This window comes from Thiobacillus sp. (genome assembly GCF_013693775.1).
Classification (GTDB): Bacteria; Pseudomonadota; Gammaproteobacteria; order Burkholderiales; family Thiobacillaceae; genus Thiobacillus.
In genome coordinates, this window is the sequence record NZ_CP059257.1 from 505,037 (window position 1) to 528,508 (window position 23,472).

General features: G+C 61.0%; 19 protein-coding genes and 2 pseudogenes. 5 read left to right on the forward strand and 16 right to left on the reverse strand.

Annotated features, from left to right (window positions below):
* Positions 1–21 precede the first annotated feature (21 nt).
* The 10 genes and pseudogenes from trbL to HZY77_RS02600 form a co-directional block, all read right to left on the reverse strand.
* Positions 22–1,383, reverse strand: coding sequence for a P-type conjugative transfer protein TrbL (gene trbL / locus HZY77_RS02555; protein WP_296818410.1), 1,362 nt, complete (start codon positions 1,381–1,383; stop codon positions 22–24).
* Positions 1,384–1,386: 3 nt separating this feature from the next.
* Complete coding sequence (locus HZY77_RS02560) at positions 1,387–1,635, reverse strand: EexN family lipoprotein (protein WP_296820795.1); 249 nt, start codon at positions 1,633–1,635, stop codon at positions 1,387–1,389.
* 27 nt (positions 1,636–1,662) lie between these two features.
* Positions 1,663–2,390, reverse strand: a pseudogene (gene trbJ, locus HZY77_RS02565) (P-type conjugative transfer protein TrbJ).
* Entirely contained in the window at positions 2,387–4,816 is a 2,430-nt protein-coding gene (trbE, locus tag HZY77_RS02570; protein ID WP_296818412.1) for a conjugal transfer protein TrbE, read from the reverse strand. Before trbE ends, trbJ begins: the two are co-directional and overlap by 4 nt.
* A gap of 10 nt (positions 4,817–4,826) precedes the next feature.
* A complete protein-coding gene (locus HZY77_RS02575; protein ID WP_296818414.1) occupies positions 4,827–5,099 on the reverse strand; it encodes a VirB3 family type IV secretion system protein in 273 nt (90 codons plus the stop codon).
* 11 nt (positions 5,100–5,110) lie between these two features.
* Positions 5,111–5,443 carry a TrbC/VirB2 family protein gene (locus tag HZY77_RS02580; protein ID WP_056930151.1) on the reverse strand — a complete coding sequence of 111 codons (333 nt, stop codon included), beginning with the start codon at positions 5,441–5,443 and terminating at the stop codon, positions 5,111–5,113.
* A complete protein-coding gene (gene trbB, locus HZY77_RS02585; protein WP_363154204.1) occupies positions 5,440–6,456 on the reverse strand; it encodes a P-type conjugative transfer ATPase TrbB in 1,017 nt (338 codons plus the stop codon). Before trbB ends, HZY77_RS02580 begins: the two co-directional genes overlap by 4 nt.
* Positions 6,453–6,935: a CopG family transcriptional regulator gene (locus HZY77_RS02590; RefSeq protein WP_296818418.1), complete on the reverse strand. Its 483-nt coding sequence runs from the start codon at positions 6,933–6,935 to the stop codon at positions 6,453–6,455. The genes trbB and HZY77_RS02590 overlap by 4 nt, the downstream gene beginning before the upstream one ends.
* Positions 6,932–8,923 carry a conjugal transfer protein TraG gene (locus HZY77_RS02595; RefSeq protein WP_296818420.1) on the reverse strand — a complete coding sequence of 664 codons (1,992 nt, stop codon included), beginning with the start codon at positions 8,921–8,923 and terminating at the stop codon, positions 6,932–6,934. The genes HZY77_RS02590 and HZY77_RS02595 overlap by 4 nt, the downstream gene beginning before the upstream one ends.
* Positions 8,924–9,209: 286 nt before the next feature.
* Complete coding sequence (locus tag HZY77_RS02600; RefSeq protein WP_296818423.1) at positions 9,210–10,226, reverse strand: GlxA family transcriptional regulator; 1,017 nt, start codon at positions 10,224–10,226, stop codon at positions 9,210–9,212.
* 62 nt (positions 10,227–10,288) lie between these two features.
* Here HZY77_RS02600 and HZY77_RS02605 point away from each other — a divergent pair, with 62 nt between their 5' ends.
* Positions 10,289–10,837 (forward strand): cysteine hydrolase family protein, encoded by a 549-nt coding sequence (locus HZY77_RS02605; protein WP_296818425.1) that lies wholly within the window; start codon positions 10,289–10,291, stop codon positions 10,835–10,837.
* A 100-nt stretch (positions 10,838–10,937) separates the two neighbouring features.
* On the opposite strand, the gene HZY77_RS02610 is transcribed toward HZY77_RS02605, so the two are convergent.
* The gene (locus HZY77_RS02610; protein ID WP_296818427.1) at positions 10,938–12,509 is read right to left on the reverse strand and encodes a sigma 54-interacting transcriptional regulator; all 1,572 of its coding nucleotides are present in this window, start codon (positions 12,507–12,509) and stop codon (positions 10,938–10,940) included.
* 253 nt (positions 12,510–12,762) lie between these two features.
* Here HZY77_RS02610 and HZY77_RS02615 point away from each other — a divergent pair, with 253 nt between their 5' ends.
* The 4 genes and pseudogenes from HZY77_RS02615 to HZY77_RS02630 all read left to right on the forward strand — a co-directional run bounded on the left by HZY77_RS02615 (position 12,763) and on the right by HZY77_RS02630 (position 16,797).
* On the forward strand, positions 12,763–13,401 hold the full coding sequence (locus tag HZY77_RS02615) for an OmpW family outer membrane protein (protein WP_296818429.1): 639 nt from the start codon (positions 12,763–12,765) through the stop codon (positions 13,399–13,401).
* A gap of 124 nt (positions 13,402–13,525) precedes the next feature.
* Positions 13,526–14,795, forward strand: a pseudogene (locus HZY77_RS02620) (FAD-dependent oxidoreductase).
* 220 nt (positions 14,796–15,015) lie between these two features.
* Positions 15,016–15,810, forward strand: coding sequence for a ZIP family metal transporter (locus tag HZY77_RS02625; RefSeq protein WP_296818431.1), 795 nt, complete (start codon positions 15,016–15,018; stop codon positions 15,808–15,810).
* 84 nt (positions 15,811–15,894) lie between these two features.
* Positions 15,895–16,797 carry a LysR family transcriptional regulator gene (locus HZY77_RS02630; RefSeq protein ID WP_296818433.1) on the forward strand — a complete coding sequence of 301 codons (903 nt, stop codon included), beginning with the start codon at positions 15,895–15,897 and terminating at the stop codon, positions 16,795–16,797.
* A 136-nt stretch (positions 16,798–16,933) separates the two neighbouring features.
* On the opposite strand, the gene HZY77_RS02635 is transcribed toward HZY77_RS02630, so the two are convergent.
* From HZY77_RS02635 to HZY77_RS02650, 5 genes are all read right to left on the reverse strand, one after another.
* Positions 16,934–18,517, reverse strand: coding sequence for a sigma 54-interacting transcriptional regulator (locus tag HZY77_RS02635; protein ID WP_296818435.1), 1,584 nt, complete (start codon positions 18,515–18,517; stop codon positions 16,934–16,936).
* A 221-nt stretch (positions 18,518–18,738) separates the two neighbouring features.
* Positions 18,739–18,921, reverse strand: a complete 183-nt coding sequence (locus HZY77_RS17700; RefSeq protein ID WP_363154209.1) for a zinc ribbon domain-containing protein — start codon at positions 18,919–18,921, stop codon at positions 18,739–18,741.
* A gap of 102 nt (positions 18,922–19,023) precedes the next feature.
* A complete protein-coding gene (locus tag HZY77_RS02640; protein ID WP_296818437.1) occupies positions 19,024–19,725 on the reverse strand; it encodes a carbonic anhydrase in 702 nt (233 codons plus the stop codon).
* 699 nt (positions 19,726–20,424) lie between these two features.
* Positions 20,425–21,084 (reverse strand): carbonic anhydrase, encoded by a 660-nt coding sequence (locus HZY77_RS02645; protein WP_296818439.1) that lies wholly within the window; start codon positions 21,082–21,084, stop codon positions 20,425–20,427.
* A 199-nt stretch (positions 21,085–21,283) separates the two neighbouring features.
* Positions 21,284–23,233, reverse strand: coding sequence for a relaxase/mobilization nuclease and DUF3363 domain-containing protein (locus HZY77_RS02650; protein WP_296818441.1), 1,950 nt, complete (start codon positions 23,231–23,233; stop codon positions 21,284–21,286).
* Positions 23,234–23,472: the final 239 nt, after the last annotated feature.

The window sequence follows — 23,472 nt, forward strand, 5'->3', positions numbered from 1 at the left end:
CTGATCTCCGGTATTCAATCTTTAGTGGTTCGAATCGTCGCGCAGGCTCGGGCTGGCACCGCCACCGCCGTGATCGCCCGAACGCAGGGTGTGAGCCGCCGTCGTGGCGGCATGGCTCACCTGCTGTTTGCGGCGCATTTGTTTGGCCCAGGCGGGTTCCGCCGCAGNGGGCCTGGCTTCGGCTGCATCGGCTGATTCGGTGGAACTGGCTGCCGCCGCAGGCGCAGCAGCGTCAGCGACGAAGTTCGCGACGCGATCCTTGACCGCCTTGGCACCGGCTGCGACGCGCTGGCCGACAGCACCGGCGCCGCTTTTGGCCACATTGGCAAGGCCTGCGCCGGCGGCACGAACCCCAGCGCCACCCGATGCCGCGGCACTAGCCCGGTAGGCGGTTTTCGCGCTGCTTGCCATAGCGCTGCTTGCACGCCCGGCCGACGCTGCTCCGCCTATGGCCGCGCGTGCGGAACCCGGCGCCATGCGCGCACCCGCCGCTACTGCTGCACCGCCGGTGGCGACAGCTGCGCCTCCAGCCACCGCCAAACCGGCCGCACCCAGCGCCGTGCCGGCCGCCGCACCCGCACCGAGTTGCGGTGCGCCGGACACCAGCCCGGTGGCAATCCCCGGCCCGAAGATCCCCAGTCCCAGCATCGCCAGCGAGGCGAGCATGATGGTCAACGCCAGGTCGATGGAGGGCTCAGTGTTGGGAGGGGTCTGGAACTGTGCAAACAGTCCCGTGCCGATGCCGACGATCACCGCCAGCACCAGCACCTTGATGCCCGATGACACCACGTTGCCCAGCACCCTCTCGGCCAGGAACGCGGTCTTGTTCCACAACGCAAACGGCACCAGCACGAAGCCCGCGAGCGTGGTCAGCTTGAATTCAATCAGCGTGACGAAGAGCTGCACGGCGAGCACGAAGAAGCTGACGATCACCACCAGCCAGGCGAGAAACAGCACGGCGATGACATCGAGGTTCGCGAAGACCTCGGNGAAGCCGGTCAGGTCGCTGATCTGCGCCATGATCGGCTGTGCCGCATCGACGCCGACCTTGGCCAGATGGCCCGGCTGCAGGAACTGCGCCTGCGTCAGCGTGGAACCCGACGCCACCAGCCCGAGTCCGGCAAACGAATTGAACAGGATGCCGGCCAGGGTGTTGAAGTTGCCGATGATGAACGCGAACGCGCCGACGTAGAGCGTCTTCTTGATCAGCCTCCCGATCACGTCCTCGCCGCCCATGGCCCAGAACAGCCCGGCTAGCGTCATGTCGATCACCACCAGCGTCGCGGTGAGAAACGCCACCTCGCCATGCAGCAGGCCGAAACCCGAGTCGATGTAGTGCGAGAAGACATCGAGGAAGTGGTCGATGACCGACAGATCATTCATGGCTCAGTCTTTCGGTGCAGAAGCGGGTGCAGCCGGTGGCGCCGCCATGTACGGCGTGCCGCTGCCCATGAAGCGCCGCCGCGTGGCCTCACTCGCCCTGTTGCACAGGGCATCACCCACCTTGGTGTGGTCGGCCTTGCAGTGCGCGCGGACTTCCTTCAGGCGATCAGGATTCGCCATCAGCGATTCGACGGACTCGGCGGGTTCCGGGTTGCCGCACGCGGCCAGCAGGACGGTGCAGGCGGCGGCGATGAGAAGGGTTTTCAGGGTCACGTTTTCTCAATTGCCGTAGTAGTTGACGCTGTACGGCGTATAGGCGTGCCGCCGCCCTGGAAGCGCTTGCGCACCTCATTGGCGCGCTCCTGGACCAACACCTGCCGAGCCTGTTCCAGCGCGGCGGCCCGGCTCTGGGTGATCTGGAGTTGCTGCGCCTGGATCGCCTGCCGGGCCTGCAAAGCCAGCAACTGGTTCGTCGCCTGGGTAGCCTGCAAGGCGCCGACCGCCGACTGGCTGCGGTTCACCAGGTCAGTCAGGGTCTGCTCGTCCACCGCAAAATTCTGCACCGCCTGCGCCTGCACCTGGGTTGCCGTGCGCAATGCGTCGAGTGATTTCATCCAGCGCTGCTGCGCATCCAGTGCCATCTGGCTGCCGGTCGTGGATGCGGTGTAGGAAGCCGGGTAGAGCTGGGCGAACTGGGTCTGCAATTGCGTGACATTGAACGCCAGCCCCTGGCCCTGCTGGATCAACTGGTTAGTCGCGGACAGCGCAGATTGCAGTTGATTGAGCGCGCTGATGGGGAGACTGGTCAGGTTCTTAGCCTGGTTGGTCAGCATCTGCGCTTCGTTCTGCAGTTGCTGGATCTGGTTGTTGATCTGCTGCAGGGCGCGGGCAGCTGTCAGGATGTTCTGAATCAAGTTGGCCGGATCGATGACCACCACCGTCGCCTGTACCGAGGGCATCACGGTCATGAGTACGGCGGCGGCGATGGCAAGAAGGGTTTTCTTCATGGCTGCTTCTCCTGGGGAGTGAAGGGGAACGACGGGATCAGATCGGCGGCCCAGTCGAGGCCACGATGGCGCAGCCAGACGGCTGCGAAATCCGCGGGCGGCACCGACGCGGAAATGGCGTCGATGGCGCGCTGGTCTTCGGGCTTGGCCGCGCCAGCGAACGCCAGCGTCACCGGCCCGAGTCCGAGGTCGAAGACGCGGTTGCCGAGCCGTGACTGGTAGTAGTAGTCGCGCTTGGGCTGGGCGGTCGCCACGATCTCGATCTGTCGCGCATTGAGGCCGAAGCTCTCGTAGATGACGCGAATCTGCGGCTCGGTCGCCTGCGGGTTGGGCAGGAAGATACGGCTCACGCAGCTCTCGACGATGGCCGGCGCAATGCTGGAATCCTTGATGTCCGCCAGAGATTGTGTGGCGAAGATCACCGACACGTTCTTCTTGCGCAGCGTCTTCAACCACTGCCGGATGCGCGCGGCGAACACCGGGTCGTCGAGGAACAGCCAGGCTTCATCAAGGATCAGCAGTGTCGGGGCACCGTCGAGTCGTTCCTCGAAGCGTGCGAACAGGTAGCGCAGTACCGCCAGCGCTGCCGCTTTGCTGTGCATCAGTTCTTCCATCTCGAACGCCTGCACGTCGGCGCAACCGAGCCGGTCATGGTCGGCATCGAGCAGCTTGCCGTGAGCGCCGTCCAGCACATAGGGTTGCAGCGCCTGGCGCAGTGCGTTCGATTGCAGCAGTACCGACAAGCCGGTCAGGGTGCGCTGACCGAGCGGCGCGCTGGCGAGACTGTTCAGCGCCGACCACACAGATTCCTTCTCGGCCGGCCCGACAACCACACCTTCGTGAATCAAAAGACCTTGGACCCAATCCGCCGCCCAGGCGCGATAACCCTCCTGGTCGATACGGGCTAACGGCTGGAAGGCGATGGCGCCGTCCGCGCCCAGGTCGTAATGCTCGCCACCCAGCCCAAGCACGGTGGCGCGAATCGAACGCCCCATGTCGAACGCGAAAATGCGCGAGCCGGCATAGCGACGGAACTGCAATGCCAAGGTGGCCAGCAACACCGACTTGCCCATGCCGATGGGACCGACCACCAGCGTGTTGCCCACGTCGCCGATGTGTGTGACCAGCCGGAACGGTGTCGCGCCATCGGTGCGCGTCACGATCAGTGGCGGGCCGTCGAGATGTGTATTGCGCTCTTGTCCGGCCCACACGGCGGAGACCGGCATCATGTGCGCGAGGTTCAGCGTCGAGACGATGGGCTGGCGCACGTTGGCGTAGGCGTGCCCCGGAATCGACGACAGCCAGGCATCGACCGCATTCAAGGTCTCGGGGATCGTCACGAAACCCCGGCCCTGGATGGTGCGCTCCACGGCACGTAGCTTCTCGTCGGTGGCAGTTGCATCGGCATCGATCACCGTCACGGTGGCCGTGACGTAGCCGAACGACACCTGGTCGCTGCCAAGTTCCTGCAAGGCGGCGTCGGCGTCCACTGCCTTGTTCGACGCATCGGAGTCGACCAGCGGGCTTTCCTGCTGGAAGACCGTCTCGCGCAGCAGCGCGACGATATTCTTGCGCTTGGCGAACCACTGGCGGCGCAAGCGGCTGAGTTCCTTCTCGGCCTCGGCCTTGTCGAGGCACAGAAAGCGCGTGCTCCAGCGGTAGGCAAAGCCCAGGCGGTTGAGGTCGTCAAGCAAACCCGGCCAGGTCGAAGTCGGGAAGCCGCGTACTGACACCACCCGCAGATGCTGGCTCCCGAACATCGGCGCAAGGCCACCCGTCAATGGCTCATCAGCCAGTAGCGCATCGAGGTGCATGGGAATTTCGGGCACGGCCACCGGATGCCGACGGGTGGATATGCAGGCGTGCAGATAGGTTAGCGTCTGGCCATCGTCGAGCCACGCGATCTCCGGCATCACCCCTTCAAGCAGGCCGAAGAAGCGTTCGGTCTCCGACACGAAGCCATCCAGCCGCTCGCGCCAGTCCATGCCTTCGACCTTGCTGTTCTCATACAGCAGCTTCGCGGCGCGGGCCGTCGATTCCTCGGGTGGCAGGTACAGCAACGTCAAGTGATAGGCGCTCTCGAAGTGGCTATCGGCTTCCTCGAAAGTGGCCCTGCGTTCTTCATCGACCAGCCAGGAGAGCGGCTCGGGGAACACCGACTCCGGATAGTTAGCGGCCACGCGCCGCTCGGCTTCCACGAACAAAGCCCAACCCGATCCAAGCCGACGCAGTGCGTTATTCAACCGCGCGGAGGTCGCAACCAGTTCACCCTGCGTCGCGCTGTCCAAATCCGGCCCGCGAAAGCTTGCCGTGCGCTGGAGCGAGCCATCCTTGTTGAGTACGACGCCCGGTGCGACCAGTCCCGCCCAGGGCAGCCAGTCGGCCAACAGCGCGGGGCGCTTGCGGTATTCGGCGAGGTGCATCATGGGATCGCCCTCACAAGTCCAGAAGTTGACGGTGCTTGATGTGCCGCGCGAAGACCGCCATGAACTGCGCATCGAGTTTCGCGCCCCACACGGCCAGCGAGTGCCCGACAATCCACAGCACCATGCCGGGCAGCCAGAGTTGCAGCCCGAGCCCTACGGCGGCGGCCAGCGTCCCGTTGGCAATCGCCACGGTGCGCGGTGCGCCACCCAGCAGAATGAGTTCAGTCAGCGAGCGGTGTAGCGGCACCTCGAAGCCGGCTGTATCAGCATCTGGCGTGTTCATACCAGCCACGCTCATGCCAGCACCGCGCCGCCGCTGAAACTGAAAAAGGTCAGGAAGAACGATGACGCGGCAAACGCGATCGACAGACCGAACACGATCTGCACCAGCTTGCGGAAGCCGCCGCTGGTGTCGCCGAAGGCCAGCGTCAATCCGGTGGCAATGATGATGATCACCGCGATGATGCGGGCCACCGGTCCCTGGATCGAGTCCAGCACCGATTGCAGCGGTGCCTCCCATGGCATGTTCGAGCCTGCGGCATGCGCGGGAATCGCGATAGCCAGCAGCAGCGCGGCGAGCGCCACGAATTGCAAGGCAGGTTTTACGGAAATGCGTGAAGTCGTCATGACGGTTCTCCTGGAGTTGATGAAAGTAAAGGGACGCAAGGCATCAGCTCGGCGCTGAGCTGATAGCCGTGGTTGTCGAAGCCGATGACGCGGGCGATTTCCTGCACGCGGCGCGCATGGCCGCGCCCGGCGATGTAGACGATGACGTTGACCGCTTCCGCGATCAGGGCGCGTGGAGGGGTCACGGCGACTTCGAGGATCAGTTGTTCCAGCCGCAGCAGCGCGCNCGCGGCGGAACCGGCATGGACGGTGGCGATGCCGCCCGGATGGCCGGTGCCCCAAGCCTTGAGCAAGTCCAGCGCTTCGGCGCCGCGTACCTCACCCACGACGATGCGGTCTGGCCGTAGCCGCAGGGTCGAGCGCACCAGCTCGGCCATGGTCACGACACCCACACGAGTGCGCAGGGGTACGTGGTCGCGCGCAGTGCATTGCAGTTCCACCGTGTCTTCCAACACGATCACGCGGTCGCTGGTGGCCGCGATCTCGTCGAGCAGGGCATTGGTCAGTGTGGTCTTGCCGGTGCTGGTGCCGCCCGCGATGAGGATGTTCTGGCGCGCGCGCACCGCGTCGCGCAGGAATTCCGCCTGAGCCTCGGTCAGGATGCCATCGGCCACGTAGGCGTCGAGCCGGATCAGACCGACCGCGCGCTTGCGCAGCGCGAAGACCGGCCTCGGCGTCACGGGTGGCAGGGCGCCCTCGAAACGTTCCCCGGTCTCCGGCAGCTCGGCGGACAGCAGCGGTTTGCCGGCATGCACCTCGGCGCCCACGTGGGCGGCGACCAGGCGGATGATGCGTTCGCCATCGGCGGGCGTGAGACTGACACCCAGCGGTTCGCGGCCGCTGCCCAGCCGATCCACCCAGAGCGAGCTGTCGGGATTCAACATGACTTCCACCACGTCGGGGTCGTTCAACGCCTTGGCGATGTCCGGCCCCATCGCCGTGCGCAGCATGAGCACGCGACGCTCCAGCGCCAGCGAGGCCGACAAGCCCTGATCGTGCGCCGCGCCGCTCATGACGGTGTTCCAGGGTCGTCTGTTGACGACACGGTGTTGGCGTTCTCCTGCAAGCCGAAAAACTGGCTCTGATCGGGCTGAATTTCTTCGACCACATCCTTGACCAGACTGCGTCCGCGCAGCAGGTGCCGGCCGAGTTGTTCGACGAACTGCTCGAAACGTGCGCGGCCCTGAGCGCGTGCTGCTTCCTGATGCGCTTCCGGCACCGGCGTGCTGACGGTCAGGAAGTAGCGCACATACAGCGCCATGGTCTCGATCAGGATGTTCTGGTCACGCTCCAGCTTGTCGAACTGGCGCGACAGCCGGTCCAGCCGCTTGGCGATAGCGGCTTCGCGCTGGTCGCCGGAATCCGGGGATAGGAAGGAGGCGAGGGCCGCCGCGACGATCGAAGACTTGGACAGGCCTTTCATGGCCGCCAACTCGTCGAGCCGCCTGGCGTGGTCGGGCTCGATGAAGAGGTTCAGGCGCGCGCGACTCATAGCGCGGTCCCATCGTCAGGATCGAGCGCCGCCAGCCGCGCGGTGCGTTGCAGGCGCGGGTCGAGTTGAGCGGGCAGGGGTGGCGGCAGGTCGTCGTCATCGAGCAGGGCCAGATCGTCCACCGCGTGTTCGGGTTTCGGCATGAACGCGACTTCGGCCAGTTCCGGCTGCTGCTGGTGCCCGCCGTCGTCGATGGCCTCACCATGTGCGGGGAAAACCAGACCAGGAATCGATGCGGCAAGGGTGGCCAGTCCGGTCCAGTCGTCGGGCCGTGGTGCCGGCACATCGGCATAGTGCCCGTGCCGTAATTGCGGTGGTGCCTGAATGCGCGTCTTGAAATTCGCGTCCAGGTAGTAGCGAATCTTCTGGGCCTTGATGGGTGGATGGCCGGACACCATCACCACTTCGTCGTCGGGCGGCAACTGCATCACCTCGCCGGGTGTGAGCAGTGGCCGTGCAGTTTCCTGGCGCGAAACCATCAAGTGTCCGAGCCACGGGGCCAGCCGGTGGCCCGCGTAGTTGCGCTGTGCGCGCAATTCGGTGGCCGTGCCCAGCGCCTCTGAAATGCGTTTGGCCGTGCGTTCGTCATTGGTGGCGAATGTGATGCGCACGTGGCAGTTGTCGAGGATGGAATGGTTCTGACCGTAGGCCTTGTCGATCTGGTTGAGCGATTGCGCGATCAGGAAGGCGCGCAGCCCATAGCCCGCCATGAAGGCCAGAGCCGACTCGAAGAAGTCCAGCCGACCCAGAGCCGGAAACTCGTCAAGCATCAGCAACAACTTGTGGCGGCGCGCGATGCCGTCGCTGCCGTCGAGCGACTCGGTCAGGCGTCGCCCGATCTGGTTGAGGATCAAGCGGATCAGCGGCTTGGTACGGCTGATGTCAGAGGGCGGCACCACCAGGTACAGCGACACGGGAGAATCGGCATCGATCAGGTCGGCGATGCGCCAATCGCAGCGCGAGGTCACTTCGGCTACCGTGGGGTCGCGATACAGGCCTAGGAAGCTCATTGCGGTGGACAGCACACCCGAGCGCTCGTTGTCGCTTTTGTTCAGAACCTCGCGTGCGGCTGATGCGACCACGGGATGCGGTGCATCGCCGAGATGGTGCGTCGTCATCATCCGGTGCAGCGTCAGCTCGAAGGGTGAGGCCGGATCGGACAGGAAGTTGGCGACGCCGCGCAGCGTTTTGTCCTCGCTGGCGTAGAGCACGTGCAGGATCGCGCCGACCAGCAGGGCGTGCGAAGTCTNTTCCCAGTGGTTGCGCCGCTCCAGCGCACCTTCGGGGTCCACGAGGATGTCGGCGATGTTCTGCACGTCGCGTACTTCGTGCATGCCGCGCCGCACTTCGAGCAGCGGGTTGTAGGCGGCCGATTTTGCATCGGTCGGGTTGAATAGCAGGCAGTGCGAGAAGCGCGAGCGCCATCCGGCGGTCAAATTCCAGTTCTCGCCCTTGATATCGTGGATCACAGCCGAACCGGGCCAGGACAATAGGGTAGGAACCACCAGGCCGACATCCTTGCCGGACCGTGTTGGCGCGAAGGCCATTACATGCTCCGGGCCGTCGTGACGCAGATAGTTCTGATCCTTGCGGCCGAGGAAGACACCGGACGGACCGATCAGCCCGGCCTTGTGAATCTCCGCTGGTTCGGCCCAACGTGCCGAGCCGTATGTCGTGACCAGCTTGGACTGCCGTGCGCGCCACACAGATAATGCGATGGCGACAAAGGCGGAGATTAATCCGCTGCACGCGGCGATGGCGCCGCCGCGTAGGAAAATGTCAGGCGCGTAGGCATCGAAGAAGTACCACCACTCGAACAGCTGCCACGGATGATAGATCGGCAGCCCGATCAGATCGAACCAGGGAGCGCCCAAGCGTAGCTGGTAGCCGAGTTGTGCAGCGGTCCACTGGGTGGCGCCCCACATCCCGGTGATCACGATCCCGAACACCGCTAGGATCTGACCGAACAGCACACTGGTTCCCTGCATCTCGACCTCCAAATGGCCCTATCGCTCCATCTGCGGCGATGTGCCTAAGGCGTGAGTGGAGGGCAGGTTGGCGCTGGTCAAAGACTGTTATCGGAGGGATTGTGACGAGGAAAACAAGATTTCATGCGGTGTCACACTCCCTATAATCCGGGCGAGTAACAGCGTATTTCGTCGTGTATGGTTTTGCTGCTGCTAGCTAGCTGTGAGCCTGGAGCACGGACTGTTCGCGGCGCTCAGTTGCGGGTCGGGTAGATCCGAAGAAAGGGTGCCCCTTGCCCGGGTTTTGTCATTCAGCACTAAAACGCCGACGATATTCGCCGGGCGTCAGGCCGACAATCCGGGAAAAGACCTTCCGGAAGGCTGCAGGATCGCTGTAACCGACTTCCCAGGCGATGCTGTCAATGGGCAGCCGGCTGAACTGCAGCATCTCGCGTGCCTTGCCCACACGCAGCCGCTGGCAATACTCCCTCGTCGTCATGCCGGTCGCCTTTTGAAAGCGGCGCAGGAAGGTCCGCTCCTCCAGTCCTGCCTGCTCGGCGAGCGTTGCAAGCACGATGTCCCTGGCATCCGTTGCCTGGAGCCAGTGCTGCACCTTGAGCACGGCCGTGTCGCCGTGGGTCAGCCGCGGGGAGAAAGGGCTGTAGTAGCGCTGTTCGCGCCCCGNGGGATCGACTAGTAGTATCCGCGCAGTCTCGATCATGACCGTCGGCCCGAGAAAACGATCGACCAGCCTCAACCCCAGATCGGTCCACGCCATTGCGCCACCGGCAGTGATGATGTCGCCATCGTCGATGATGAGCTGATCGGCATCCATGCGCGCTTGCGGGAACCGGGCCTGGAACTGTTCGATATGAAGCCAGTGCGTAGTCACTGTGCGGCCCGCGAGCAGGCCGGTCTCGCCCAGCAGGAAGGCCCCGGCGCAGACCGAACCCAGCGTGACACCCGCGCCATGGTGGTTACGCAGCCAGTCCGCAAATGGAGCGGCAGCTTCTGGCGACAGCGGCTCGCCCAGGCCGGGCGGCAGAACGAGGACGGACAGCGTGGCCTCGCCATCCGGGGCTGAATCGAAGATCCTGACAGGTACTTTGCCCAATGTGTCCAATTGCCAATGGCTGACGCGCAGTAGATTGGAACCCTGCGTCCGGCGGCTAGAGGCGATCCTACCCGCCAAGCTGAATAGGTCGGTTAACCCCAACACCGCCGCCAGTTGCGCTCCTGGGTACAGCACCAACCCGATTTCGACGGGTTCATCGTGGGCCATGTCGTTTTTGCCACCAATAATGTCGATAACGCCACTTCGCATTGTGCGATCCGCGCCCGATCATGTCGACTCTATTTTGTTTCATCTATGCATAGGAGAACGTCATGAGCAAACGTGCGGTCGTCGTCGTCGATCTGCAAAACGAGTATTTTCCTTCCGGCAAACTGCCTCTGGTCGGCATCGAGGACGCGGTAACCAACGCGGCCCGTGTCATCGCGGCCGCCCGCTCGAACAATGATCCAGTCATCCACGTCCGGCATGAATTTTCCACTTCTGATGCTCCCTTCTTCGTTCCGGGAACGGAAGGCACGCAGATTCATCCTGCTGTTGCACCCATTGAAGGCGAGCCGGTCGTCCTGAAGAACTATCCGAATTCGTTCCTCAAGACTGATCTGAAGCAGATGCTCGATGCAAAGGGTATCGAAGAAGTCGTGGTGATCGGTGCGATGAGCCACATGTGCATCGATGCGACCAGCCGAGCCGCTTCGGACTTGGGTTACAAGGTTCTCCTGGTTCACGACGCTTGCGCGACGATGGACCTTGAGTTTGGCGGACAAGTGGTACCCGCGGCACAGGTCCATGCTGCTCTGATGGCCGCCTTGGCATTCGCCTATGCCACGATTACGGAAACGGACGAATACCTCGCGCGATAGCCCTCTCGAACTGATGCGTTATAGCCGTAGCTCAATTGGGCTACGGCTCGCAGCGGCGCTTCCAAGTCTGCGGCATGATCCCGTTTACCCTGTCACCTGATCAGCTCTTTGCCTCGCGCATCGTACCGAGACCATGATGGCTGAGCTTCTGATAGATCGCACGCTGCGTGAGGTTTAACGCCGCGGCCATTGCCCTGACATCACCACTGGTCTGTTCCTGCAAAGATTCCAGGACCCGCCGCTCGACCTCGTCGGCGGCATTCTNTTTCAGTTGTCGCAGGTCGGCCGTCTCGTTCAACGGCACATGCCCAAGGCGAGGCGCCAAATCGAAGCTGATACGTTGGATCACAGACCCCTCGGAAAACAGGAAAGAGCGTTCGAGGACATTTTCCAGTTCGCGGACATTGCCAGGCCACGCATGTTCCTCCAGACAGCGCATCGCGGCCGGAGACAGCTCTTTGACCGCAGTCTGGTAGCGGTCCGCGAACCGCCGCAGTAGCATTTTGACGAGAGGCGCTATGTCCTCGCGCCGCTCACGAAGCGGTGGTATGTGCAATGGCACGACATTCAGGCGGAAGAACAGGTCCTTGCGGAACTCGCCGCGCTCAACCAGTTCGGCGAGATTGCGATTGCTGGCAGCGATGACCCGCACATCGCAGGCTATTGGCTGGTGCCCGCCGACCCGCTCGAAGCGTCCCTCCTGCAACACCCGTAGCAATGACACCTNGGCCTTCGGCGACAGGCTGTCGACTTCGTCCAGAAACAAGGTGCCTTGGTCAGCGAGTTCGAACCGGCCCTGCCGCTGTTGTTTGGCATCGGTGAAGGCGCCGCGCTCATGGCCGAACAGTTCGCTCTCGACCAGATCTGCCGGGAGGCTACCGCAATTCACCGCGACGAAGGACTGGTTCAGGCGCGAAGACATGCCATGGATGGATCTGGCCAGGATTTCCTTGCCGACCCCGGTCTCGCCATTGAGCAGAACGGTCGCACGGGTGTCGGCAATCCGCTCCACCGCGCGCAGCAGGTCTCGCATTTGCCCGCTGGTGGCGATCAGGCAAGGGCGTGTCGAAACATCCGCGTTCATCTGTCGCGTGGGATCCTGACTCCACAGTGTATGCAAACGCTCCTCGATAACCTTTTGCAGCTCATCCGGTGCGCGTACCTCGGCGATCACCTGATAGCCATCGCTGAAATACTCGTCGCCGAGCACCTCGGACGCGGCCGATGTGTCCAGGTGGATACAGATATCGCAGTGGTCGCTACCAAGCGCGATGCGGCTCTTCAGTTCGACTTTCGCGTAGCCGAAATTACGCGCCGCGATGCCGCCGAAGATGCTGGAGGTCATATGGCACAGCCCCGGGGCTGAATGCACCAACTCGCCGAATGGACATCGATGGGCATGGATATGCACCCTTCGCTTGTCGCTGGAAACTACCGCAAATTCGCCGCCAATGCTGTTCTTGATGTTCACGATCAACTGTGCATATTGCTCGGGCGCCAGTGCGCCGCGCAAATCTTCTATCGCCCGGTAGCGTTCCTCCAGACAAGCACTTGCCTTGAACACAATCTGATGAATAAAAGACTGCAGACTGGTGCAACTGGAAAAGGGAGCTATGTCCCGGGCTTCATCAATGAAGGTATGGAGAAACTCCTCGGGGGTCAGGTTTGACATTTGTAAGACTCCTCGTCGCTAAAGCTAAAACGTCTTCTGGATGAAGCGCCACTTCAGTGAGTGTAGTTACGCTTCACATAAATGGCTTGGGTTACGTTGTAAGTGGTTGATTTCGCAGGGCAGCGTTGTTGGCATTCATATTGCTGTGCAGGAACTGCGCCAGACGACATTTGCCGGTCTGGTAGGAAGCAATGGGAAAGCAGCACGGCAATAACTGAATCCAAGTCAAGGAGGAGAAGATGATGATGAAAGAGTGATTGGCAGCGCGCTTATCGGTTCAATACTCTGCGTAGCGAGCGCTTATGCGGAAGAGGGGCCGTGGCTGGTGCGTCTTCGCGCCCTCAACATGCACGTCGATAACGATAATTCCAGGACTGCTGTTGTTCCAGCCCTGGGTAAGGCCGAGATGGAGGATAAATGGTTTCCAGAGGTGGACGTGACGTANTTTTTCACAAAGAACATTGCGACGGAGTTGATTCTCACCTATCCGCAAGAGCATGACGTCACTTTTGCCGGCACTAAGATTGGCTCGGTTACACACCTCCCGCCCACATTGACGCTGCAGTATCACTTTTTGCCGGAGGGGCCCGTACGGCCATACGCTGGCGTGGGTCTGAATTACACCCGGCTTACGAGCGTCAAGCTCAATGCCGCGCCAGCGCTTGGTGTTGATGCCCCAATCGATGTGGATCGCAACAGCTGNGGGCTGGCCGGGCAGGTGGGGGTCGATTTCAAGGTGGCGCCCAACTGGTTCATCAATCTGGACGTCAAGTACGTAAAGATCGAAGCAAAAGACATTCGCATCTCTGGTGGCGCGCTGGCTGGCACCAAGGTGACCGATCTCGACGTGAATCCGTGGTTGACGAGCATTGGTATCGGGTATCGCTTCTAGGAAGTCCCTGGCGTCACCTTTTCATTTTTGGCCGGTCATGAGACAGGCATTCCAGGAAGGAGTGCCAGCGTGACCGGTCGTTCCGCTTTGATGAGCTGGAAAACAACAGAGAGAGCAACACAACATGGCACACATCGTTATTCTCGGGGCGGGCATCGGAGGCATGCCGATGGCGTTTGAAATGCGCGAAAGCGCGCGAGCCGGGGACCGTATCACGGTCATCTCCAATACGCCCACCTTCCACTTCGTTCCATCGAACCCGTGGGTGGCGGTGAACTGGCGCAAGCGTGGCGACATCGAGCTGCCGATCGAGCCCATCCTCAAGAAGAAAATATCGTTTTCATTCCGGTTGCCGCGAAGCGCGTGCATCCCGCCGACAATCGGGTTGAGCTGGAGAATGGCTGCATTGTTGATTACGACTATCTGGTGATTGCCACCGGCCCCAAACTGGCCTTCGACGAAATCGAGGGCCTGGGCCCCAACGGCCACACCCAGTCCGTCTGCCACGTCGACCACGCCGTCACCTCCAACGACAACTGGCAGGCCTTCGTCAAAGACCCCGGCCCCATCGTCGTCGGCGCCGTCCAGGGCGCCTCGTGCTACGGCCCCGCCTACGAATTCGCCATGATCATGGAAACCGACCTGCGCCGCCGCAAGCTGCGCGACAAGGTACCCATCACCTTCGTCACCGCCGAACCCTACATCGGTCATCTCGGCCTTGGCGGCGTGGGCGACTCCAAGGGCATGATCGAATCGGCCTTCCGCGACAAGCACGTCAAATGGATCTGCAACGCCAAGGTCACCAAGGTCGAAGCCGGCAAGATGTTCGTCACCGAGGTCAACGACGACGGCAGCGAGAAGAAACAGCACGAGCTGCCGTTCAAGTACTCCATGATGCTGCCCGCCTTCAAGGGCGTGGACGCCGTCCTCGGCATCGAAGGATTGACCAATCCGCGCGGCTTCATCGTCATCGACCCGTACCAGCGCAACCCCACCTTCAAGAACGTCTTCTCCGTCGGCGTATGCGTCGCCATTCCCCGGTCGAAGCCACTCCGCTGCCGGTCGGCGTGCCCAAGACCGGCTACATGATCGAATCCATGGTGACGGCCACCGCGCACAACATCCGCTCGCTGCTGGACGGCAAGGAGCCTGTCGAGAAGGCCACCTGGAACGCAGTCTGCCTGGCCGACTTTGGCGACACCGGCATTGCGTTCGTGGCGCTGCCGCAGATTCCGCCGCGCAACGTCAACTGGTTCTCCGAAGGCAAGTGGGTGCATCTGGCCAAGATTGCCTTCGAGAAGTATTTCCTGCGCAAGATCAAGAAGGGCAACGTTGGGCCGCTCTACGAAAACCTCACGTTGCGCGCGCTGGGGATTTCCAAACTCAAGGAGTAGTCGTGTTGCGCCAGGAGACATTCATGTCGAGGAGGAAGAAGATGAGAGTAGTTAGCAGGGCGTTCAGTACGATCAGTGTGGCGGAAGTGATTCCCGTCTATCCGTATGAGCAGGCAGTCGAGGTTGCAGGCGCCAAGATTGGCCTGCCGGAACGTTCGATACCTTCCTATACATGCGTGGGGCCGGGCTACATGCACTCGCAAACTGCTGGAAAGCTGCCATGAGCCTGCTTGCTATGATCCTTCTCGCCAGTGCTGCCGGCGGGCTGTTGTCCGTGCTACTGGCGAGCGTGGCTTTGAACCTGAAGGCGGAGTGGGTGCCGGTGATGGTGAGCTACGCCATCGGCGCCCTGTTGGGGGCGGCCTTTCTTGAAATCCTNCCCCACGCCATGGAGCATTCCGGCGGTTTCGAGACTCTCAGCGGCGCTGTATTGGCCGGCATCTTCGGCTTCTTCATCCTGGAAAAGCTGGTGCTCTGGCGACATTGCCACACCGAGCATTGCGAGGCCCACGGTGCGCCAGTCGGCGGCGATCATCACCATGATCACGGCCGCTCGGGGCTGATGATCACGGTGGGTGACACGGTGCATAACTTCGTGGACGGCGTGATGATAGCCGCCGCCTTCCTGGTGGACGTAAAGCTGGGGCTGGTGACGGCTTTCGCCATCGCCGCCCATGAGATACCCCAGGAACTCGGAGATTTTCTCATTCTGCTCCATTCCGGGTACAGCAAGGTTCAGGCACTGATGCTGAACCTCCTTTCCAGTGCTGCCATGCTGCTGGGCGCTTTGCTGGGCTATTTCCTGTTGGCTCCTCTGCATGCCCTGCTGCCGTACATGCTTGCCTTGGCTGCCTCGGGCATGATTTACGTGGCGGTCGCCGATTTGATTCCCGGGTTGCACAAGCGGGTGGAACTGATGCACACAGCTCAGCAAGCCTTGCTGATCGGCCTGGGGGTACTAACCGTCTGGGGGGTGGGGTCNCTCGCCGAGGGATGGATAGGCGGCCAGCTTTGACGGCTCTGGCAAGGAATTTTCCTGACCATCGGACGAGAGCCGTGGAGCTTGGTTTCCGCATGTTCGGCTAACGAATGCCACGAAATGGAAATTCGCCATCTTCGGTACTTTATAGCTGTCGCGGAAGAGCTGCATTTTGCGCGTGCTGCGCAACGTCTACACATCGAGCAATCCCCACTCTCACGCGCAATCAAGCATCTGGAGCATCGCCTGGGTGTACAGTTATTCGAGCGTACGACACGTACTACACGACTAACTTGGGCTGGGCAGATATTTCTCGACGAAGCAAGGCATGTCCTATTTACCTTGCAACAGGCTATAGCGAGCGCCAAAGCTGCGGCCAAAGGTTATCGAGGTAAGCTGCGCATCGCGTTGTCAGATGACATTGACCCGGTACGACTTTCCGTTCTGTTGGCACAGTGCCGCGAAGAAGAGCCCGATGTAGAAATTCGGTTGTTTGAGGTGCCTCTGGCCCAACAGTTGGTGGGGTTGCGTTACGGCTTGTATGACGCTGGATTCACTCAGACTCTCGACGAGCCCGATGGGATTGTCTCTCAGGTCGTTTGGAGCGATTCACTCGTAGTTGCGGTACCCGCGCGCCACCCATTGCTCGCGCATACGGATATTCCGATCGAGGAAGTGCTTCGTTACCCATTGATACAGTGTCACCCACAGAGCTGTGAGGGGAGTCATCGGCAGATCCAGCACTATCTGCGTACATTGCGAGCAGCCCCCGTCATCGCCGAGCAAGTGGCAACCTTCGATTTGATGATGGTGTTTGTGGCAGCTGGCTTTGGAATAGGCTTGGCAAACGAGTCGCACACGAATACTTGTCGTCACCTGGATGTTGTGACACGCCCACTTTCAGGGAATAGGTTGGCGGTGGAAACTCGTCTGCTGAGACTCGACGCGGAACCCTCCGCTCCTCTGCGTCGTTTCATCGATCGCATTGGCTCGTTGCAACTAGGAAGCGCAATGCGGAACTAACTACAAATCCAGCCGCATTCCCGCGAGATGCTGCCTAGACGTTCTGCCGACACGCGCCTAGATTTCTTGGAGCACCACAAATTTGATGGTGTTGCGGTTTCATCTTTGGGGCGGCCAGTTCATGCTCCTGGCCGGCTTATTTGGCTGATTTGCGATAAGCGGCGGCGTCGATATGGTAGTTGCGCAATTTCTGATGAACCGCCCGAGGCGTGATGCCAATCTCACGGGCTACAGCGCTTACATTACCGGCTTGACGCTGTAGCGCATCGCGTAGAGTCTTGATCTCGATATCCCGAACCGCACCCTGCCTGCGCCTGCGCAAACCATCCGCTTGCGACAGACCGGTCTCATCCGGGAGCTGCACGCCGAGTTCATCGATGACTTGCCCTCGGGCGAACAGGAACGCGCGCTCCAACACATTTTCCAGTTCGCGCACGTTGCCAGGCCACTCGTAGGCCATGGCCTGTCCCCAAGCTCGGCTGCCCAATACTTTCCGGGGCCGCTGATAACGCGCAGCCAGACGCGGCAGCAGGTGGTTGATCAGCGCGGTGATGTCTTCCCGCCGATCCCGCAGGGAAGGAATATGGATGGGCACGACGTTCAGCCGGTAGTAGAGGTCCTGGCGAAAGCCATCCCCAGCTAGAAGTTTGTCCATTGGCGTATTGGAGGCAGCGATGATGCGCACGTCCGCGTGCAATACTTGTTTGCCGCCCACTCGCTCGAATTCGCCTTCCTGCAGCACGCGCAGCAGATTGGCTTGCGACAAGAGTGGGAGGCTATCGATCTCGTCGAGAAACAGCGTACCGCCCGCTGCCCGCTCGAACACGCCCTGGCGCATTTCATGCGCCCCAGTGAAAGCCCCTTTCTCGTGGCCGAATAAGGCGCTCTCGCTCAGGTTGTCCGGGATCGCTCCGCAGTTGACGGCGACGAACTTCCCGTCGCTTCGGTTGCTGAGTGCGTGGATGGCGCGGGCGACTATTTCCTTGCCTACGCCGGTTTCACCGTTGATCAAAACATTGGCCATCGTTGGGGCCACTAGTTCAACGGCTTCCAACGCCTCGCGCATGGCCAGCGAATCGGCCACGATCTCAGGTCCGCCACGACAGCCACTCGGCTCGTCTCCAGTCGCAGGACGCCAGATCCGCGCCATTTTCTCCGCTACGCGTACAGTCACGTCTTCCAAGGCCATGCGAGACACGATGGCGCCATCCTCGCTGACGTATTCGTCACCGTATTTGTCGCGGGCCGCATCCCGGTCGATATGGATCAGCACCTCGCAGCAACCATCATTGTTGGCAATGCGTCGACGCAACTCCACCTTGGCGTAGCTAAAATTACGGGCGGCAATGCCGCCGAAGACGGACGACGTCATGCGGCAGAGCTCTGGGGCCTCTTTGACCCGGTCGCCGAAGGGGCAGCGGTTGTTCATTACCCGGATGGCTCCCGCCTCGTCCGCAGCTGGCGCAAATCCCCCGCCAATCTGGTTCTTGATGCTGACGACCAGGGCCGTGTATTGATCGCGGCTGATTTCACCAGATAGGTCGAGCTGTTGGCGGGCATGGGCCTCCAGACAGCTGCTGGCGGTCAGCCCCAGAACCTGGATATGGTTGTGACATGCTGCGTCCTCTTGCGGCAGTTGTCCCGCGAGCTTGACGCTCTGCGTGACGAACATTTGCAGAAACGAGAGTGGGCTAAGCTCGGAAAGCAATACGTGAGACATGGACGATCCTTCAGAAAGACGAGGGCACTGCGGGGCGGCGATGTCGCAATGTGCACGGCGGAACCCACAGCCCGTTTTCATCCTAGCAAGACAGGCTAGATGTGCAGGAAATACCGCCCAAAAGGCGTATTTTCAATCCGTCTTGACCGTACCCGTCGTACGGGGTGCGCAACAACTACAGCCCTGCCCATGGCCATTTGGGCCGTCCTTCGTCCTAGAGGTCAGCAGCGAGCGCATAGCGAGCTCACGACCCGCGCCATTTGGCCATGCATGGCCGGCGCTGTGAGAATAGCCTTCTCAGCCCGACCACCGCAGTTGGGACAATCCGGCGCGGGCTCGCTCATGGCGTGGCTGGCTTCGAACGGTGTCTCGCACCGCAAACAGCGATAATCATATGTCGGCATATGAACTCCCGGTTAATTGGGTACACATAAGGGTGGACGCACCGCCTTTGAGCGATGCGTCCTACTTCTTCTTAGGGCTTGCGAGTACGCCCTAAGGGCCGATCAGCTCCACCGCGNGGGTTGTTTCTGATTCACTCCGAAGTCCGTGCAACGGACGTCAGGCACGCGACCTCGCACCTTGGCATCCAACGTGGGCGCGCGCAGGCGGCGGGTCTCCACCTCCCACACCCAGCCACTGACCACAACATCCTTGGGAATCAGGGNGTGGTTGCGAATCGTCTCGATGGTGCGCATGCAGGTCATATCCACATCGTCCATCATGCCGATCCACTTGGCGAACCCGCCCTTGTCCAGCTTCAGCTCGGGCAGGGTCGGGTCCAGCGTCAAGTTGTCGATGTCCACACCCTTTTCCTTCAGCATCCGTTCCAGGTCGTTGGCATTGGCGGACAGCATGCCGCATTGGGTGTGCTGAACAATGACGATTTCCTTGGTGCCGAAGAAATTGCAGGTCAGCATGGCTGAACGGATCGCATCATCGGTGACGATGCCGCCAGCATTGCGGAAGCAGTGGGCATCGCCGCCGCCAGCAGGGCTGTCCACTCGAATCCCCAAGGCCTCGTCGACCGGCAGGCGCTCGTCCATGCAGGCCAACACCCAGAGGCTGCTGTCGTTGTGACCTTCCGGGCCGTAGCGGCGCCGCAGGGCCCAATGGTCGTAGGAAGCAGTCCGCGCGTTCAGTTTGTCCTTCAGTGTTGTCATCTTGCGTCTCCATTTAAAAATTGAGTTAAAGCGGTTATCCGACACTCGGCTACGAAAGTTCCGATTGGATGATCTCCAGTGGCGGATTCCGCGTACGGTGCTAAGCAACCTATGTGCCATCCGTGTTTTTCAAATGAAAACATGTAGATACAGCATTCTCAAAGGGTTGGTATGGGACTATGCGCTTCCCGAACAGGTGACCACCGAGGCTGGAAAACCCCGCGGCATGGGGCCATGGAACGGAGCGAACAAATACTTCCTTGTAGGAAGTGACTGTGCGTGCTTGCCCGCATCATTCTTCTTTTGGAAGGCCTCCGGCGTGCCCCGAGCTTGCTTGGTTCTTTGAATTAGGAAGGGTGAGCTGCTGAAAGCTGACTATTCTAGTGCTGAGGCGGCCGTCAACCATTGTTGATGGGAAAGGAAGTGTTGCTTCTGAACTGTGAAGCTGCTCTTTTTATAAAAATTGCCAGTATTTTTCAAATAGTTATGTTTTTTTCTCCTTTGCGTAGAGAAATCAGAATTCACTTGAATCCTGATTCAAGTTTATTAAGTAATTGATATTGCTTGATTAGTTTAGTTGGTTCGATTTGTGCTTTAAGTTGCCTTGACGGGCATCCTCCTGTATCAACTCCTCATGCCCGTTATTCTTCGGCGGGCCCACTCGGGCCCGCCTTTTTAGGGGCTACTGGCTCCCATTCCAGGAGCTATAACAAGTTGGCTTCAGGAAGGAGCTTCTTGCTGCAATTAGCCAAACGAACCCATCGGCCCCGGGTAAGTCACTTCTTCGAGTTTCCCGGTGTCAACATCATAGATAAAGCCACGCACGGTGCTCGCGTCGGGTCCACTCGTGGGAATCCATGGATGGTTCAGAATCGTCGACATGCCACGGCGCACGTCCCATTGCAGTCTCTCCGTGCTTTNTTCATTGCGCGGCGAATCCAGCGGCTCGATCTGCCCGCGGAACGGATGAAAGGCCACGGGAGATGACGACGCTTTTCCTGTCGTTGTGAACGGACGGCCAGTTGCCTGCCCCAGCACTTTTTCAGCCGCAGGGTCACCTTCCAGCCCCGCCTTGAGCAAGTCGTCAGTGAAAGCGAGCATTCCGCAACGCGTGTGATGAATGAGGATGATCTCGTTGGTGTTCAATAGATGATGGGAAATGATCAGACAACGAATAGCGTCTTCTGTCACCACGCCGCCGGCATTGCGAATGATGTGTGCTTCACCAGTCTGCAGGCCGAGAAGATCCTCGACATCGAGCCGGGCGTCCATGCAAGCAACAACTGCAACATGCCGGGATGGCTGGATCGGTTGCTTCCCGGGATAGACTGCTTTATGCATCGTTTGGCCGCTTGCATATTGCTTATTGTTTTCCAGGAACTGATCGGTATTTGAGTTTGCCATTGGTTTCTCCATAGATTGCGTAAGTGGCAGCGAATCGCTGGCCAATTTGTATTGAGCAAACAAGGTGCCAGATAGCAGTTATAGTAAAATCAAATACTTAGTTGTGTTCCATGGCGAAATTGTGAAGCGCCGGTTCATCTTATGAAGTAATCCTTCAGTATGGGGTTGGTGGCCAGTTATACTGGTTCGCTATTTTTCGTTACGCGATCGAAGGACCACGTTGCCGTCCAATCTCCCATGCCACGCCAGTGCCGCGCGGCGTCGCGGCTAACATTTGTCCAAGCCGCTGCTCGATCACAGGCTTCCAGGGCACTAAACTGAACTCCTTGCCGTCATCCAGCATTGCGAAGCGTCCGCTGGCGAGTTGCACATTGCGGCGGTAGATCCCAGTCGCACGTTCACCATCTATCAGGGGTCGGTGCTCTAGGCCGGTTTCCGCTGAGATGGTTTGGGCTGCGCTATCTATCTCGCGTCCACGCAACGTCCCCAGCAGATTGCGCGCCAGGATCACGTGCTGTCCGTGTCGCTCGGCCAACCCTTGTTCAACCAGGAAATCCGACCGCTGCCGCAGTGCTTCGCGCACGTCACCGCCGAAACCGTTGTTGGCGATACCGCTGGCACCGCCGATCAACTGCTGGTCCAACCAGGTCGCGCCGATCGCGCGAACTTGCCGCTCAATGGGCAGGTGCGAACGCAATTCCACCGACACGCCACCCAGCCGTTGTGCATCGTATTGCCGACCTCGCTCGGGCAGGTCCTTCGGCACCTGCCAGACCCCTTCGGCCACGCGCTTGACAATGCCCGCCCGCCGCAGCGCTTCCAGTCGGCGCACATGGGCATCAACCACCTCCTTGGGGTCGCGCATAGGCGTCGCCTGGGCCGTGGCCGTCGTCAGGTGATGGTCGGTGCGGTACAGGCCATCGACCGCGAGCGCGGCGATGTTTTTGTCGGCCGCGCGAATCTCGGCCGACCCGCGTGCCTCCACCACGGACCCCACCGGGTACTGCTGCAGCTCCGCCTTGGCATACAAGGCGATGTAGTGCGCCTTGCCGTCGGTGCCATCGACCACGAGATAGCCCCGGTCGTACAACTCGTCGGCCATGCCTTTGGCGGCTACCCGACCGACCACCGACCGGGCGTTCTCGCCAGCATCGAACACCGCCATGTCGCGCGGCACACCGCTCATGGCCCGTTGCATCGTGCGCACGATGTCGCCACGTTCACCCATCGTCCGCAGAACCTGTTCTGCATCGGCGTGGACGGCCCACACGCCGGGCGACGGCTCGTGCGCCAGCCCCATGTGCTGCAAGCGTTGCAGTCGTCCGATCAGCAGCACGCGCTGCTGCCTGTGCGATGGATCGCTGGCAGGTTGATTCATGTGAATAAGCCCGCCTTGCGCTTCACGTTGCAGCGTGCGATCCAAACTGGTCCAGCGTTCCTGATCGACCTCCCGCCGCAGGCTCTGTTGTATCTCCAGCTCGGTGCGCGGCCCTAGCCATTCGGTCGCCAGTTCGGCGGCTCGGTCGCGCATCCCTTGCGCGATATAGTCTCGCGAAATGATCAAGTCCTTGCCGGTGCCGTCCTTGCCGCGCAGCACGATGTGGGTGTGCGGGTTGTCGGTGTTCCAGTGATCGACGGCCACCCAGTCCAACCGTGTGCCAAGGTCGGCTTCCATGCGGCTCATCAGGTGGCGGGTATAGCGGCGCAGGTCGTCGAGCTGCTCGGCGTCCTCGGGCGAGACAATGAAGCGGAACTGGTGCCGATCCTCCCGTCCGCGTTCCTCGAAGGCGACCAGATCGGCGTTGTCCGTTATTGATCCATAGGCCTGGCCCGGTTCGCCATCGTGGCCCACGCCATCGCGTTCGATGTAGCGCAGGTGCGTGGTGGTCGAGCGTGATCCGGCTTGCTTGAGATTCACCAGCCGGGTCTTGATCGTGACGCGCCGTGAGCCAGGCTGCGCGGAGCGGCCGGTGAAGCTGGCGGCTACATGCCCGCGACCAAGGCGTGCGCCGGGCCGGATGCCCGACCTGCGCACCGACCTGCCGCCAGCCTTGCTGACCTCCTTCAAAACCTGCGACACGAACTTCTGCTGGCGGTTCTTGGGTGCGCTGGGGCGGACGCGAAAACGGTCATCGTCCTGCTTGCTCATGGCATGAACTCCAGCGCAGCACTGCCAAGCCCAGCGGACAAAGCACGCCATTCGATCAGTGCCGGCGCCGACTTCGTGCCGCACACGGCACATTGCCACCCAAGGCGCGTGCCGCGCCAACCCACGTGCAGGCAAGGCTGTCGACGCGACGGAGTGCCGCGTCCTTTATCTTGCCCTCCGTCTTTTCCGATCGCTGACGCGACCGGCCTCGACGGTCAGGCTGCGATCGTCTGCACGGG